Genomic DNA, 15,609 nt, shown 5'->3' with positions numbered 1-15,609 from the left:
TCGCTGCGCGCCGATTTTTTCGCCTCGTATCGACAGAGAGATCACGTGAACCTGAAGTTTCTGGAAACCTTTATCTGGGTCGCGAAGCTGCACAGCTTCAGCCTCGCGGCCGACAAGCTCCATTCGACGCAAGCCGCCGTCTCCAGCCGGATTCTCGCGCTGGAGCAGCAACTGGGCGTCAGACTGTTCGCGCGCGGCCCGCGGGGCACGAGCCTCACGCCCGCGGGCGAGCGCGTGCTGGCGTATGCCGAGCAGGTCAACGAATCGATGGCACGGCTGCGCGCGTCGCTGCATGGCGAGAAGCTCGCGTTCGGCACGATCCGGATCGGCGCGATGGACAGTGCGATCCATTCGTGGTTCGTCGATTTCGTCGCGGACGTAATGGAGCACTATCCGAATCTCGACATCGAGGTCACCGTCGAGACCGCGCTGACGCTCAACGAGCAGTTGCGGCGCGGCATGCTCGACATGGTGATCCAGACCGACATGCTGCGCGACGAGACGATCCGCAGCATCGAGGTGCTCGAACTGCCGATCAGCTGGATCGCGGCGGCGGATTCGCCGATCGTGACGGGGCCCAGGCCCGAATCGCCGACGGCGGCGCTGCGCTGGCTCGGCGGCGAACGCCTGATCACGTATTCGCGCCATTCGCGTCCGCACCAGGATCTGCTGCGGCTGATGCAGTCGTACGGGCTCGGCGAGTCGCGCGTGAACTGCATGAATTCCGTGGCGGCGATGGTGAAGCTGACGCAGGCCGGCTTCGGCGTCGTGGCGATGCCGGCGGCGCTCGTCGAAGACGCGCTGCAGAACGGCGTGCTGCATCGAATCGAAGGGCTGGAAGTGCCGCCGCCGCTGCCGTTCGTGATGGCGTGGCGCGACGGCACAGACTGGACCGATCGGCTCGTCGAGATCGCGATCGGCACCGTGCGGCGCTACGCGCAGCGGCTCGGCGAGGGCGCCGCGCGCGTCACGGTCTGAGCCGCGCGCGGCCTATCCGATTTTCTTGTGCGGACGATTTAATTTTCTTGCTCGACCGACCGGCGGCGCATGCGTAAAGATGTGGCCGCCGGCCTGCCGCGTCGCGTTGCCTCGCGTTACGTTGCGATGGGTAGAGCCGGCAATGGATCGGCAAAACAGATAAATCGTTTAGGAATGACAATAAAATGAAGAATCTCATCTGCGGGGTAGCGCTGGCAGGCGCATGCGGTGGCGCGTGGGCGCAATCGAGCGTCACGCTGTACGGCCTCATCGACCAGGCGGTGCGCTTTCAGACTTCGGCGACAGGGCATGTCGTCAGCCTCAACGAAGGCGCGATCAACGGCAACCGCTGGGGGCTGAAGGGGAGCGAGGATCTGGGCGGCGGCCTGCGGGCGATCTTCCAGCTCGAATCCGGCTTCAATATCGCGAACGGCAAGAGCGATCAGCAGGGACAGCTGTTCGGCCGCCAGGCATGGATGGGACTGCAGGACGACACGTGGGGCACGCTGAAGCTGGGCCGGCAGTATGGCGGCATCTACAATTTCTACGCGTTCAATTTTGATCCGCTCGGCGGCGGCAATATCAACGTGACCGACTGGTCGTTGTTCCTCACCGGCATCCGCTTCGACAACACTGCCGAGTACGACAACAATCTCGGCCCGGTGACGGTGCAACTGCAGCGCTCGTTCGGCGGCCAGCCGGGCAGCGCGTCGTCGGGCAGCACCACCAGCGCCTTTCTGATCTACAACTTCGCGGGCGGCAAAGTCGGCATCAGCGGCGCCGAGTCGAAGGACGGCGCAGGCCACAAGCTGACGGTCGGCTCGGCCGGCGGCACCTACGCCTGGGGCTCCGTCGGCCTGTATCTGTACGGCATCGATGCGCGCCGCGACGCCGGCTTCTCGGTCGCTGCATCGAACAGCGGCGGCCCGCTCGCGAACACCAACATCATCAGCAATGCGACGACGCTGTCGGGTCCGCAGACGTCGGCACGCGACGACGTGTTCGTGCGCGTCGGTGCAACATGGAAGGCGGCGCCGCAATGGCGTTTCATCGCGTCCTACGCGTACGACCACGCGAACAACGTCGCGCTAGGTCAGAACGGCACGATCCAGACGGTCTATGGGATCGTCGACTATCTGCTGAGCCCGCGCACGGACGTTTATCTCGAGGTGGACCGTAGCCACCTGAGCGGCGCGTCCGTCAACGATCCGAACGGCCCGCTCGCGTTCGGCGGCGAGGCCAACAACTTCGGCGCGAGCCTGAGTTTGCGCACGGTGTTCTGAGTGCGGGGCGGCCGCATGCCGGCCGCCCCGCACCGCTGTCTTCGCATATCGCAATGAAACTGCGCGGGGGGTGCCCGATCCGGCCTCGGGATATGAGACCTTGATCCATCAATAACGCATTAATGACATAACAACGAGTGGAGATCATGTCATCATCCAGAGTGGAAAGTTATGCCATGCGACCGATGGGCGGTTCGGTCAGCAATCCTGAGCAGGCGGCCCCCCCTGAGCCGGTCGAGATGCCCCAGGATGTCGCGGCGAAAACGACCCAGCGAAGTTCCGGCGGCGTGCTCGGCTCACTGGCTCGATTCGCCCGGCCTGCATCCACTACCCTGAATTTCGGATTGTTCGGTTCGAGAACCACCGCGCGGCCGACCGGTCCGAGAGCGCCGGTAAACGCCGACAAGCCGCGGACGGAAGGAACCGGCACCCACGGCTACGGGTTGTTCGGGGTCGCCCAGCATGCGCTGAGCCGTTTTACCGGTGTATCGGGCAAGGACTCCGCTTATACCTCGCATGAGCAGATCAAGACCCGCGCGGGAATGCAGCGCGTGGTAGCGGCCGAGTTCGGCATCGGCGACATCTCGACTGTCGCGGCCGACGCGCCGCTGCGCCGGATGCTCGACACCCTGGCCGGGCAGCTCGTCAATCACGAGCATGTGGCGCTGGCAGGGCTGGCGCTGGCTCGCGTATGCAACGGCGACGCCATGCGTGCGAGTGCCGCATGCGATGCGATGCGCAACCCGGCGGCCGCGACGCCCGATGCGAACCGCGACGCGTTTGCGATGCAGCGTGCGCTGGTCAACGGCGGCAACGGTCTCGACGCGGTGCGCATGCTGCGCCACTTGCCCGACATCCGGGATCAGGACCGCGTCGGTCACGCGGCCCAATCGCAAGCGCTGAATACGCAGATGAACTGTGCGGAAAGACTGCTGCAGCGCTGGCCGCCGGTGGCGGGGCCCGCTCCCGATACGGTCGAGGAACTGATCCGGATGATCAACACCGCGTTGCCCGCCGGGCAGCGCCAGGCCGACATCCCGACCGACGCCTACATGAAGCCGTCGTTGCAGGCGCTCGCGACTTCGATCGAGGGCCGTGCCTTGGTCGCATCGGCCGTACTCCTCAAGAATCCGGGCGCGAAGCTGGAGAAAAATCTCGGCAAGGCATACCTGCCTGCCCGCAACAATATTTTCGACGAGGCACAGGTCCGCGACTTTAGCGCCGAGATGTTCGGCATGCTGCGCGATGGACTGAACGCGGCCGCCGCCGGCTCCATGCTGGGGCTGGGCACAGTCGTCAACAGCACGCCGCTGACTTCGCTGAAACAGGGCACGGGCGGACAGATGATGCGCGAGCCCAAAGCCGATTTCCTGGAATTCCAGCAGGCCGCCGTGCGCTCGATCGGTGCCCTCGTCGGAGGTTTTGATCCGGCCGCCGCTGGCGCGACCTTGTCGCCGGATACGATCCGCAACATGGTGCGTGCCTTTGCCGTCGCTGCATGGTGCAAGCAGGTGGGAACCCAGGGATGGGCGGATACGCATCGATTCAGCGCCGACGATCGGACGGAAATCGCGCGCACGGCTCAGCAGGGGCTCGGCATCACTCACGATGCGCAGCAACTTCGCGAACTTGGGCGGCAGGTCGGCGCGTTGGAATCGGTGGACCTCAAGACGCTGGGCGCGTGGCTCGGTGACGTCGGCATCGACGTATCGCCGGGCACTGAACACGGCGATCGCCTGGCCTCGCTGAATCGTTTCGAGCGACACGGCAACACCTTCGCCGGCGGCCAGTTGGACACCGTAAAACTGAACGATGCGGTAACGGCGGTGGCCGCCCATTTGCGGGCGGCCCCGGGAAATGCGCTGGAGAACGAACTGCGTGCCAGCGCGCTGGAATACTGGACCGCATCGAGCAGTCAGCCGACGGCTGCCGGTCATGCCCAGGGATGGACGAGAGGCACGCCACTGTCGGAGCACGAGCGCGAGGAACTCGTCCGAACCGTGGCCGGCAAGCTCGGCCGTACCGTCGACGACGTGAAGCATTCCGCCGAATTCGCGCAGATCGGTCCGATGGGCGTCGACACCTTGCGTGCCTGGGCCCGCCACGGCGGCATCACGAACGGGCCGGTGCACGACCAGTTGGCGGCGCTGACGTCGGGCATCGAGCCGGACGCGGACGATTTCGTCGACGGTGTTCGCGCCGCGATCATGGGAGCCCGCACCACGTATCCGGTCATCATGCAGCGCACCGAGCGCATGGGTTTCAATATGAATGTCCCGCTGGCGATCAGAAAGGCGATGGAGGATATCAAGCCCGCCTTGCCGAAGATGCCGGGCGAGAGCGCCGACATGTCGCTACTGATGGGGCCCGACGTGGCGGTGGCCGGAAGCCGGGTACGATCGGTCGTGGCGGGTTCCACCGCCATCGCGGGGTCGCTCGACGTGACGCGCGGCTACGGCGTCGGCGGGCACGCGGGCTGGGCGACCGTCGCTACCGCCAATATCGGGGCGCCGCAGGTCGTCAAGGCGCAAGGCACGGTCACAGGGCAGTTGTGGATGAACGGCGACGCCACCGTCTCGAAGGGGTGGACGCTGCGCTCCCGCATGGTGTCGGGTCAGCCCGAAGCATGGCGCACGCAACTGCTGGCTGGCTATGACGCGATGTTCGGCCGACGCGGCGACCGCCCCGCGACCCCGGAAGATCTGTTCGACCGTTTGTGCGAACAGCATGCCGCCAATCCCGAGCTGTCGATCAGCCCGCTCGAAGTGACGCGCTACAGCGGCGGTCCGAGTTTCACCGTCACCGTCGGCTTGCGCGGCGACGCGAACAACTGGAAACCGGGCGTGTCGCTGAGCCTCGGCGGCGCGGCGTCCTATACCGCGTCGGGACGCGGCGACGTGGGCGCCGGCACCATCAGGACGAGCATCGCCAACAATACGTTCGCGGCTTCCGCGACGACCAGCGCATCGATCGCCGTCGGCGTGCCGACGGTCAGCAAGGCGCAGGGACCAGTCGCGACGATCTCGTTTCCGTCGATTCCCGTCGTCGGCGCGAGTGTCGTGACCGTGCCGGTGGCGCGCGGCGGAACGGCGCGCATTTCCACCGAGGACGGCAAGATCGCGCCCACGACCGTGTGGGACGACGAAAGCGTCAGAGTGCAGGATCTGACCGTGCGGACCGAAAGGCCGGAGCGCCGGCGCTCGTGGATCGCTTCGCTGGGCGGCGGCGCCGAGGGCGAGAGAAAGCTCAATGCGTTCCTGAACCTTTGCGAAGGCGAGGCCGACAAGGGCAATCTGCTGATTGCCGATCGCCAGATCATCACGCCGGTCGCCGTGGAGAAGATCAATACGCTGCTGTCGCTGCGGGAGATCCATGTCGCCGGCGCGGCGACGACACCGGAAGATCGGGCCCGATACGACGAATGCAGCCGGGCGATCAGCGCGATCCTGCAAGCGAACGACAGCTGGAAGAACCGCTTCCTGTACCTGCTCGAAAACACGGTCATTCGCGACGTGGTCGGCCCCGACACGGTGTTGACGGCGCAGACGGTCAACGAAGTGCTGACGCCGCATCAACTGCACGCGTTGCCGGCCGAAAATTGACCGCGTGTCGGCGACGTGCAGCGACGTGGCCGGCATCCTCGGAAAAGTCGCTTATTCAAAAGTCGCCTGTTCGGCATGGCTCGAACGGGCGACTTTTTTTCTTTCTATTTTGTTTCGGATTGCTGGTCAATGAAAGGGGATTGTTTGCTGCAACAGCCGGTCCCGTTGCCGGTGCAACGCGGTCTTCGTGTTTCGATCGAATGCTTCGGATTCTTTAATTATTGCGGTTGTGTGGCAGGCAACATTTTGTTGCAAATTGATTTCCACGCGGCGAGGCGCGATTCCTCGCATTTTCGTACGAAAGCATTAAACAAGGAGACACAATGTCCAGCCAGAGAATTGGAAACTCGCCGTCGACAACGGCGCGGTCGATTGAACAGCAATCTAGCATTCCCGAACAGAACAGGAAGCCCGTCGAGAATATTCCGCCCCGGCGTTCCGGAGGGAATGCCATCATGGGCGCGCTTGGCAGCATAAAAAGCGCGTTCTCTCGCGAGTCGAAGGGGGCGCGCAACGAAGGTCTGAGCATGCCGCAACGTAGCGAGGCCAGGGACGGCGCGGTCGAGATGGCGGCGACGAAGCGGTTCCCCGACGGCAGCACGCGGACATTGCGGTTTCGTGCGCCTTTGCAGCAGTCCGCGCTTGAATCGCCGTCCAATGTGGAGACCAACAGCTATCAGTTTCCCGAATTGATCGGCAGGAACGGCAAGCCGAGCTGGTCGGATTCCCATTTCCATCCGACCAACTATGTTCAGCAGGGCATGAGCCCGGAGCAGATGCTGAAGATGATGGACGAGGCTGGCGTGCATCGCAGCGTGCTGATGCCGATTCCCACCGACGCGGCACCCTGCGGGAACCCCGATCACAATCATATTCCGCCTGAATCGTATTACGTGCCGTCGAGCGATACGAACATCACGCGCCCCGAGATGATGGACGGTGGCCTCGCGCGACTCTCGAAGAAGGCTCATCTGATCCTGAACCAGCAGGTCGATGCGGACACCGCGTTGTTCATGAACATGGCAAAACTGAGCGATGCCCAGCGCGATCGTCTCGATCCGATGATTACGGGGCTGCATCTCGGTTCGCCGCTCAGCGCCCAGGCATTGCTGTTCAAGCTGGCGCACCACAAGGGCATGTTTACCGGCGTGGGCGAGGTCACGATCCACAAGGAGCTGGTGGAGAATCAATACGAGGGCGCGCGCCAGGCGAACCTGACCGACAACATCCAGTCGTTCAAGAACATCGTCGCCACGGCGGGGGTGGCCGGCCTGCCGGTGGTGCTGCATTGCGACGTCGATTCGCTCGACAATCAGCGGACTCGCAGCGAGCAGGGCCAGGCTCTCGATGCGCCGGCACACTTCGAGAATCTCAGGAAGCTGTTCAAATCTCCGGAAGTAAAGGACACGACGCTGATCTGGGCACACTTCGGCGGCATCGGCCGTTTCGTGGCCAAACCGAAGGATCATGCGAACAATCTTCGCCGCGTTCTCGAAGACCCGGACATGAAGCACGTGAACATCGACATATCGTGGTCGCGCGTGGCCGGGCAGATCGTCAACCAGCAGGGCGAGGACGGCAATTTCCTGCTCGATGCCAAGGGCAAGCAGATTCCCGACAAGGAGTCGATCGAGGCGTTCGCTGGATTGATCCGCGATTTTCCGACCCGCTTCGTTTTCGGTTCGGATGCGCTGAATCCTCGGGAAACGGGCACCTGGACGCAGACCGCCGAACTCTACAAGCCGCTGTTCGCTAAACTCGATCAGCCGACGATGGATGCGCTGTCGACGGGCAACTACGACCGCCTGATTACGGCCGCGCGTCCGAAGGTTCGGGCATTCGAGACCTACGCCCTCACCGACGAATTTATGCAGAACGGGCTGCGCGCGAGCGAGAATCGCCTGAACGACGGGCCTCATATCGATCCGGATGCGCTGCGAGCACACCGGGACGCGGCTTTCGCGGCGGCGGGCGTGGATCTGAACGGCGACAGGAAGGTGTCCGGCGACGATACTGCATCGGAATCCTGATAGTCAGGACGCGTCGGCTCGGCGCGCCTCGCGCGCCGAGCCGACATCGCATGGGCCGTACCGGCCGCCGAATCTTTCCTATCCGCTTTTGCGCGACAGGGCGACGAAGTTCGGAACGCCCTGATTGCCTGAGGGCAACGGCATTTCGTCCTTGCGGCCGTCGCGATAGATCACCGCGCTGTAGACCGACCGGCCGCCGTCGAGATTGATGGACCACGGCAATGCCCTGGAATGCCAGGTTTTGTTGAAGCGCTCGATGCGCGCCATGATCGCGGAGAGCTCCGGCAGGGTCGCGCCGTCTCCCTGTGCGCCGCGGACCTTCGCGGTGACCGATACCATGCGCACGGCATCCCAGTGCGCGCTGTCGTCCGGCTTAGGATGACCCACCGCGGGTGGTGCCTCGTAGGTGTTCATGCCGCGGCCGATGCCGTACGGCATCGAGAGCGCGGTGCGCGGATTCGGGTGGTTCGCGTGATGCAGGCCGCCGGGCCTGCTGACGCTCTCGCCATACTGGAATCGCATCTCGGCGAGCTTGTCCTCGCGGAATTTCCGCATGCCGTTTTCCGACAATATCGGGCCGCTGTGGAACGACGTGCTGCCGAAATCGACCTTCGCGTACTCGTCGGCATATTGCGGGTCGATCGTCACCGACGGGCGCGACACCTTGAGGTACTTCGCCTCGCCGATGGCCGCGCTCTGGCGCTGGCCCCGATCGGCGTCGTCGTTGTGGTTGTAGAACGTGCCGTTGGTTAGCGCGTGAAGCGGCGACGTCTCGAGATGCGTGCCGCCGAACAGCGCCTGCGTGTTGACGCCATCCGGCTTCTGGACCGGATACCGCCGGCTGTCGCCGCCGACGAGATTCGCCTCGAAGGCGTTCGGATCGACGGCCATGTAGTGCATCGTCTTCGGGAACGTCGTATGCAGATGCGCGAAGCCGAGGCTGGCGAACAGTTTCTTGTCGCCGTGAATGTCGACGCTGACCACGTCGTCCTTCTGCCGCACGCGGACCTTGCGCCGCTGCAACGCGCCACGTATCGAAGCCTGCAGCGAGACGACGCGCCGCTTCGCGTCGGCCGGCAGCGAGGGCGCGAGCGGCCAGCCGCCCGTTATGCCGTGCTGTGGACCGAGCACGCGGATCAGCCGTTCGAGAATCTTTTTGTCGATCGAAGCCGATAACGACACTCGTGCCGCGCTCAGCGGCATGAGGCGCACGCTTTGGGACTGGATGCCCATATCGCGTGGCGTGCCGCCGATGCGGCGTGCCAGATAGAAACGCGCCTTGCTCGTGCTGCGTTCGAAGTCGCCCAGCAGGTCGGTCAGTTCAATGTGCAGGCCGGTCTTTTCGTAGGTTCGCCGCACGGCATTCTCGGCGGGAGACAGCTCGGGCGCGCGCTTGCCTTTCGGCAGCGTATGGTCGTAGCCGCCCGCGTGATCGAGCGGTTCGACGGTCCAGATGCGTCCGTCCGGCTCGACCACGATGGCGCCGGACGCATCGTCCTTGTTGGGGACCGACTGGAAGCGCGGCTCGGCGAATGTCACGGAGGAGCGTGCGGCGTGCCGCCATCCGGTTGCGTCGGTGGGCGCCGTCCAGCTCGACAACGGCGTGCCGTTCAGCGATGGCGGCAGCGCTCCGCGCGGCACGAATACGGCCGACGCCGACGCGTTGCTCCACGTATCGGGCGCGCTGGGTCGAACCGGATTGCTGATGAATGCGACCTCGCGGCCGTCAGTGTGGAAATGCGTGAGGGCGCGCTTCAGGATCGCCTTGTCGACCGGCCGGTCCGGCTGGTCCAATGCCGTCGACGCGGCTTCGGGCGGCATCAGCTTCACGCTTTGCGACTCCCATCCCATGTCGGCCGGGGTGCCGCCCGTGCGGCGCGCGAGGTAGTAGCGGGCGCGGCTCGTATCGCGGTCGAAGTCGCCGACGAAGCCGATGATCTGCACGCGCAGCCCGGTTTCCTCGAAGGCTTCGCGTGCGGCATTCTGGGCGAACGAGCCGGACTCGCGATCGGCTTCACCCTTCGGAAACAGCAGCGTGTAGTTGCCGAAGTGGTTGGTCGGCTCGGTGAACCAGATCCGTCCGTCCGGCTCGCAGATCACGACGCCGGCGCCGCTCCTCAAGCCGGGTTTCGGCGTGAATGACGGTTCCCGGAGTTGGCTGGACGCGACGTTGAGCGCCGCCCAGCCGCTCGCGGTGGCGGGTGCGCTCCAGCGCTGCAGCGCGATGCCGTTGAGCGTCGCGGGCACCTTGCCGTCGGGCACGAAGGTCGCCGTTCGTTGCGGGTCCGCCCAGCTCGTTGCGGCGCTCGGCAGTGTCGGCGTATTGATCAGCACCCTGTTGCCGCGCTCGTCCTTGCGCGGATGGAACAGTCGCGTGAGATCCGCGAGGATCGAGCGGTCGACGTCGCGGTTCAGCAGATCCGCCAGGGCCGTCAGCGGCGCGAGGCGCACGCTCTGCGATTCCCAGCTCATTTGCACCGGCGTGCCGCCGACCCGCTTCGCGATGTAGTAGCGCGTCTTGCTCGTGTCGCGCTGGTAATCGCCCAGATAGCCGGTCAGCTCGACGTGCAGGCCGGTTTCCTCGAATACTTCCTTGATCGCGGTTTCGCGGAAATCGAGGGTCGGCTCGCACTGTCCCTTCGGAAAGGTCTGGTGGTAATCGCCGAAATGATTGGTCGGTTCGACGACCCACACGCGCCCGTCCTTTTCGATCACGATCGCGCCGGCGCCGGATTTCCTGCCGGCCGACTGCGCGAAGGCCGGCTCGTTGAATTTCCCGGTCAGCCGGGTCGCGAAGCGTTTCCAGCCATGCGCGTCGCGCGGCGCCTGAACCGCTCCGAAGCCGATTCCGTGCAGTTCCGCCGGCATCGTCTGACGGCTGCCCGGCACCACGACGACCGTGGCATCCGGGCGCCACCACTGCGCGCCGGAAGTCGGCTCGCTCGGGTGGTCGATCACCGCGTAGATGCCGGCCGATTTCGGGCTCGGATGGATGCGGTTCGTGAGCTTGCCGAGCAGGTACTTGTCGATCGGCATGTTGAGCAGACGTTCCGCGTCGGCGAGCAGGGCGAGCTTGAGGCTCTGCGATTCCCATCCCGTCGCGGCCGGCGTGCCGCCGATGCGCTTGCCGACATAGAAGCGCGTACGCGAGGTGGTGCGGTTCACGTCGTCGAGGAATCCGGTCAGCTCCACGACGAGGCCCGTCTCCTCGTAGGCTTCCTTGATCGCGCTCTGGCGCATCGAGAGATTGGCGTCGAGCCTGCCCTTCGGGAACGAATGTTCGTATCGGCCGTGATGATTGGTCGGCTCCGTCAGCCAGATGCGGCCGTCCGCTTCGAGAATCACGACACCGGCCGCCGGCTTCATGCCGCGGGCATCGAATGCCGGCTCGTCGAAATGGCCGGTGTTGCCGAAGTTGCGCCAGGCGTCGCCGCTGGGCGCCTGCACGGGCCTGAACGGCGTCTTGTTCAGTATCGCCGGCGTCGCGCCGCTCGGCGTGAAGGCCAGCATCGCGCCGGGCTTCGCCCAGTCCGCCGGCTTGCTCGGCACCGACGGTTTCTTGATGATGACGACGTGCCCTTCGTCATTGCGCGCGGGGTGAACGTGCTTGCCGACGGCGCCCAGGATCTTCCGGTCGATCGACTGGTTCAGCAGGGCCGGCGCCGCGTCGGGCGTGGCGAGCTTGACGCTCTGCGTCTCCCATCCCATGTCGCAGGGCGTGCCGCTCTTACGCATTGCGAGATAGTAGCGAGTCCGGCTGCTGCTCCGATCGAAGTCGCCGAGGAACGCCGTCAACTCGACTCTCAGGCCGGTTTTCTCGCGTGTTTTTTTCACCGCGTTGGTTTGCATCGAGAGTGTCGAATCGGCCACGCCCTTCGGAAATGTCTGCTGATAGTCGCCGATGTGATTGGTCGGCTCGATGAGCCAGATACGGCCGTCGTGCTCGATAACGATTGTGCCGACCGCGCTCGATTTTTCCGGATGCGGTTGAAACGCCGGCTCGTCGATCCGTTCGGCGATGGCATGCAGGAGCGTCCACGCGTTCGCCGAATTTGGCGCGAACGACGGCTTGAGCGCGATCCCGTTCAGGCTTTCCGGCAGCGCCGCGCCGGGCGTGCAGGTCAGCACGGGCGCGGGCGCGCGCCACGCCTGTGCCGCGCTGGGCACGCCCGGATTCCTGATGATGACGAGCTTGCCGTCGTCGTTCTTGCGCGGATGGAAGTGCGGCAGCCCGCGTTCGAGTTCCTGCACGAGCCGGCGCTTGCGCATGATGAGCCGCCTCGTGAGCGCCAGCCGCTGGGCCGGATCGCCGGGGCCCCTGGCGCAAAGGTTGGCGATTTGCTGGTCCGGAATCCGCTCGATCGCGCGAATCCCTTGCTTCAGTTGCTCCAGGTTGAGCGAGTCGAAGACGCTGGCTGCTTGCGGATTGATCTGCTGGTCGAGCATCGACAGCAGTTCGGACGCCTCGTCGTCGAAACGATCGCCCTTGAGTCCGCCCATCGCGCGGAAGATCAGCGAGCCGCCGACGTCGACGCGTACCGCTCGTCCGGCCGCATCGAGCAGCAGGTTGTCGTATTCGAGCCCGACGACGTCCCAGTTCGCGAGCCAGACGTCGGCTGCGAAGCCGCTGTGCGCGCCGGGCACCTTGCCGCTCTGGAGCGCCGCCGGATTCGTGCGCAGCTTGCCCATGATGCGCGACGCGATCGCGGGCTGGTTCCCGCGAGTGACCATCGCGAGCTGCGGCACCAGGACGTTCGCGGCGCGATAAAGCTCGGCCGCGAGCCATTCGTTGCGCGAGAAATCTTCCGACTGGGACGACTTCACGTACCACTCGGTGCCGATGCCGTCGACGAAGCGGCCACCCTTGTTGCTGCCGGCCTGTTTGCCGACCTGCGGCCAGTTGTCGGTCGCGACGAGCCGGGAGCGGTCGGCGGCGGCCTTGCCGAACGCACTGATATGCACGACGAGACGGTTCTTGGCATCGGTCGACGTCCCGGTGATTTCGTAGCGATTGGTCACGTCGAGCACGATTTCGTGCTCGCTGTGCGTCTCTTGCGGCAGCGTGCTGATAGCAAAAGCGACACCGCGCGCGCCAGCCAGCTCGCCTCGATCTCCGAAAAGACTCAGATGCATGAGCACCGGTTGCAGGCCGCGTTCCGGCTTCGACTCCTTCGCTGCGAAGTTTTTCGCGACGCCCGTCAACGTCGACACGCTGGCGATGCCGTGGCCGAGGCGATAGGTGCCGTCCGCGTTCTGGAACCCGTGGAGCAGGCTGTGCGCGAACCGGCGGCTCGCGATGCCGGTCGGCTGGGCGAGAATTTCGCCGACCAGCGCCGGCGTCAGTCCAACGCCGCGAAACACCTCCTTCACGCCGTTGGCGGGAACGAGTTGCACCGAATAAAGCGGGATCGCGTCGCGAATCGCGCGTTTCGTTTCCGGGTTGACCTGTACGCCGAAATATTGCGCGATCAGGTTCGCAAAATCGACTCCGTCCGTGGAGTGCAACTGACTCTCGAACCGTGCGGCGAGCGCGAGTTCCTCCTGGGTCCTGAAATGCCGTAACGTCGTCGTCGAGCCGGGTGCGGAGCGGCCTCGCGACACGAAATTGCTGACCTTGTTGCACCGCTCCGGGACGCGCAGCAAACCTTCCAGCGGACCGACGATCGCGTTGGCGGGGACCACGACCGGCCTGTCGGTCGGATGCGCGACAGGCGGCGTCGCGGTGGCGGGCGGCGTGTTCGCGTGGACGGCGTGGTTGAGCGTTGCCGAGGAAAACGGCGCTATGTTCCGTGGCATGCGAATCGCCCCTTGCCATGACGACTTCGGTTGAGATGGTCGGCCGCCTCGTTGCTCGCGGTGCCGCTCCACGCGTGTGCGATCGTCGCTCAATGGCCGAATGGACGATACGTCGCCGACACTCTATGCGGGTTGCCGGCGGCGTCGGAATACGGCACGAAACAACGTTGCGATTTGCGAATGCGGCTTGTCGCGGTACTTGTGCGAGGCCCGAACCGTCACGGTCGCCATTGGGCCTCGCGAGCCGCGCCCCGCCTCGCGTACTGACGAATGCGTGTCCCGTCAGACTGCGTCCTCGGCCGCCGACAGCGAGGTGCCGCGTTGCGGCGCAGCGCGCCGGCGCAGGCTCGTGACGGCATCGCTTGCGCCGTTCACCATGGTGTCGAGCGTGCCCGGCACGCTGTGTAACGTTTGCGCGGCAGTGCCGCCGGCGTGGCCGATGCCCGTCAGCACCGCGTTCGCGACGCTCGACACGCCGCCGCCGAGCGCCCCGCCGACCGCGTCGATGGCCGCACCCGCCTGCTTCGCGAGTCCGTCCGCCGAGATAGCCGCCGAGGTCAACGCCGGAAACACGGCGGCGGACGTCGCCGTCTGCACACCCTGCCTGATCGCGGCCGTGGCGGTTGGCGACAGGCCGTGTTGCGCGGCGAGCTTCGCCGCCGCGGTGACGGCGGCGCTGACCGCGCCGAAGCCGCCGCCGAGCACCGCGCCTTTCGCAAGATTGGCGGGGTCCAGCAGCGATTGCGCGGCGCTCGTCGCACTCGTCGCGACGTCGAGCGGAATCCGCGCGAGCCGGCCGAGCCCGTTCGCTGCCGCGCCGGACCACGTCGCCTGCTTCAGGCTCTGGTACTGATCGCGCCAGTCCGCGCGCGCGAGCAGGTATTCGGGGCCGACGCGGTGGTGCTGTTGGTCCAGCCAGTGTTTCGCCAGCGCGTTGGCGCCGCCCGCCATCGGAGAGCCGACCGCCGACATCCACAGATCGACGCGGGCCGCGAGCGGCGCCCCCCTGAAATGCGTGAGCGCCACATCGGTCGCCGTGCGCGCGAGGTTGCGCAGGCTGAACGTCTGGATCGCGACGCCTGCTTCGACGTGCGCCCGCAGCGGGCTCGGCGCGCTGTTCGTCTTCATGTCCCGCATCACCGCGGCGCGTTCGGCATCGGCGTTGGCGTTGGCATCGTCAGCGGCGGCAGGGTGGCCGGCGGGCGGGTCGGACGGCGCGGACAGCCACTGCGTATCCGAGAGCGCGTTGCGCAGCAGCCGTTCGCCGGCGGAGTCGAACGCCTGGGACACGACGCCGCCCATCGCGCCGTTCTCGAACGGCGTCTTCGCGAACGCGGTCAGTACCGGCGCGGCGTCCTCGACCAGCGTCGCGGCGCCGAACGGCACCGAGCCGAGGAAGCCCGACGCGGTTCGCGCGAGCGCGTCCATGCGGCTCGCCTTCGTGAAGACCGCCGCGACCGATTCGGCCGTCTCGCCCATCTCGTCCAGTTGCCGTGCGCGGTTCTCGACCAGCCTGTCGATCATGGCGTCGTTGCCGTTCTTCCGGTGCGGCGCGAAATAGCCGGCGAGGAGCGTGTGCAGTTGTCGCGAGCCGGGCGTGGCTGCGTCCACCGGCGCTGCTTCGCGGGCCGCCGCGACAGGCGTGCTGCGCGGGATCGCCGGCGCGGCGTCGAGGGGCGCGGCGCCCGGGCGAGGCCGGGCCGTGAGCGTCGACAGCGTATCGAGGGCAGCCGGCATCGACGACGGCCGGGAGCGGGTCGCGGCCGCTGCTCGGGATGCATTCGTTTGGGACGGCTTCTCGCCGCCGGTCGCCGAACTGCCGGGGTAGGGAGTGCTGTGCCGCCGCGGCGAGCCGATGCCGTTGTCCATGGTGTCTCCGTATTTGATTGATGGCCTTGTCCGATACAAGGCATATGGCAC

Annotated in this window: 6 protein-coding genes; 4 read left to right on the top strand and 2 right to left on the bottom strand. The window is 65.8% G+C overall.

Annotated elements, in window-relative coordinates:
* The first annotated feature begins 45 nt into the window (after positions 1 to 45).
* The 4 genes from F3J19_RS18755 (at position 46) to F3J19_RS18740 (ending at position 7,893) form a co-directional block, all read left to right on the top strand.
* Positions 46 to 978: a LysR family transcriptional regulator gene (locus tag F3J19_RS18755; protein WP_167044153.1), complete on the top strand. Its 933-nt coding sequence runs from the start codon at positions 46 to 48 to the stop codon at positions 976 to 978.
* A 185-nt stretch (positions 979 to 1,163) separates the two neighbouring features.
* A complete protein-coding gene (locus F3J19_RS18750) occupies positions 1,164 to 2,261 on the top strand; it encodes a porin (RefSeq protein WP_167044150.1) in 1,098 nt (365 codons plus the stop codon).
* 443 nt (positions 2,262 to 2,704) lie between these two features.
* A complete protein-coding gene (locus tag F3J19_RS18745; protein WP_167044147.1) occupies positions 2,705 to 5,863 on the top strand; it encodes a hypothetical protein in 3,159 nt (1,052 codons plus the stop codon).
* 527 nt (positions 5,864 to 6,390) lie between these two features.
* The gene (locus tag F3J19_RS18740; protein ID WP_167044143.1) at positions 6,391 to 7,893 is read left to right on the top strand and encodes a hypothetical protein; all 1,503 of its coding nucleotides are present in this window, start codon (positions 6,391 to 6,393) and stop codon (positions 7,891 to 7,893) included.
* Between the two features lie 78 nt (positions 7,894 to 7,971).
* Here the strand turns inward: F3J19_RS18740 and F3J19_RS18735 are convergent, their stop codons facing one another.
* Together F3J19_RS18735 and F3J19_RS18730 are read right to left on the bottom strand one after the other, a co-directional pair.
* On the bottom strand, positions 7,972 to 13,689 hold the full coding sequence (locus F3J19_RS18735) for an NUDIX hydrolase (RefSeq protein WP_167044141.1): 5,718 nt from the start codon (positions 13,687 to 13,689) through the stop codon (positions 7,972 to 7,974).
* Positions 13,690 to 13,971: 282 nt separating this feature from the next.
* Positions 13,972 to 15,558 (bottom strand): hypothetical protein, encoded by a 1,587-nt coding sequence (locus F3J19_RS18730; RefSeq protein ID WP_167044138.1) that lies wholly within the window; start codon positions 15,556 to 15,558, stop codon positions 13,972 to 13,974.
* Positions 15,559 to 15,609 lie beyond the last annotated feature (51 nt).

The sequence above is a fragment of the Burkholderia sp. Ax-1724 genome (genome assembly GCF_011752995.1).
In the GTDB taxonomy this organism is placed as follows: Bacteria; Pseudomonadota; Gammaproteobacteria; order Burkholderiales; family Burkholderiaceae; genus Paraburkholderia.
This window is presented reverse-complemented; position numbering and strand designations above follow the sequence as displayed.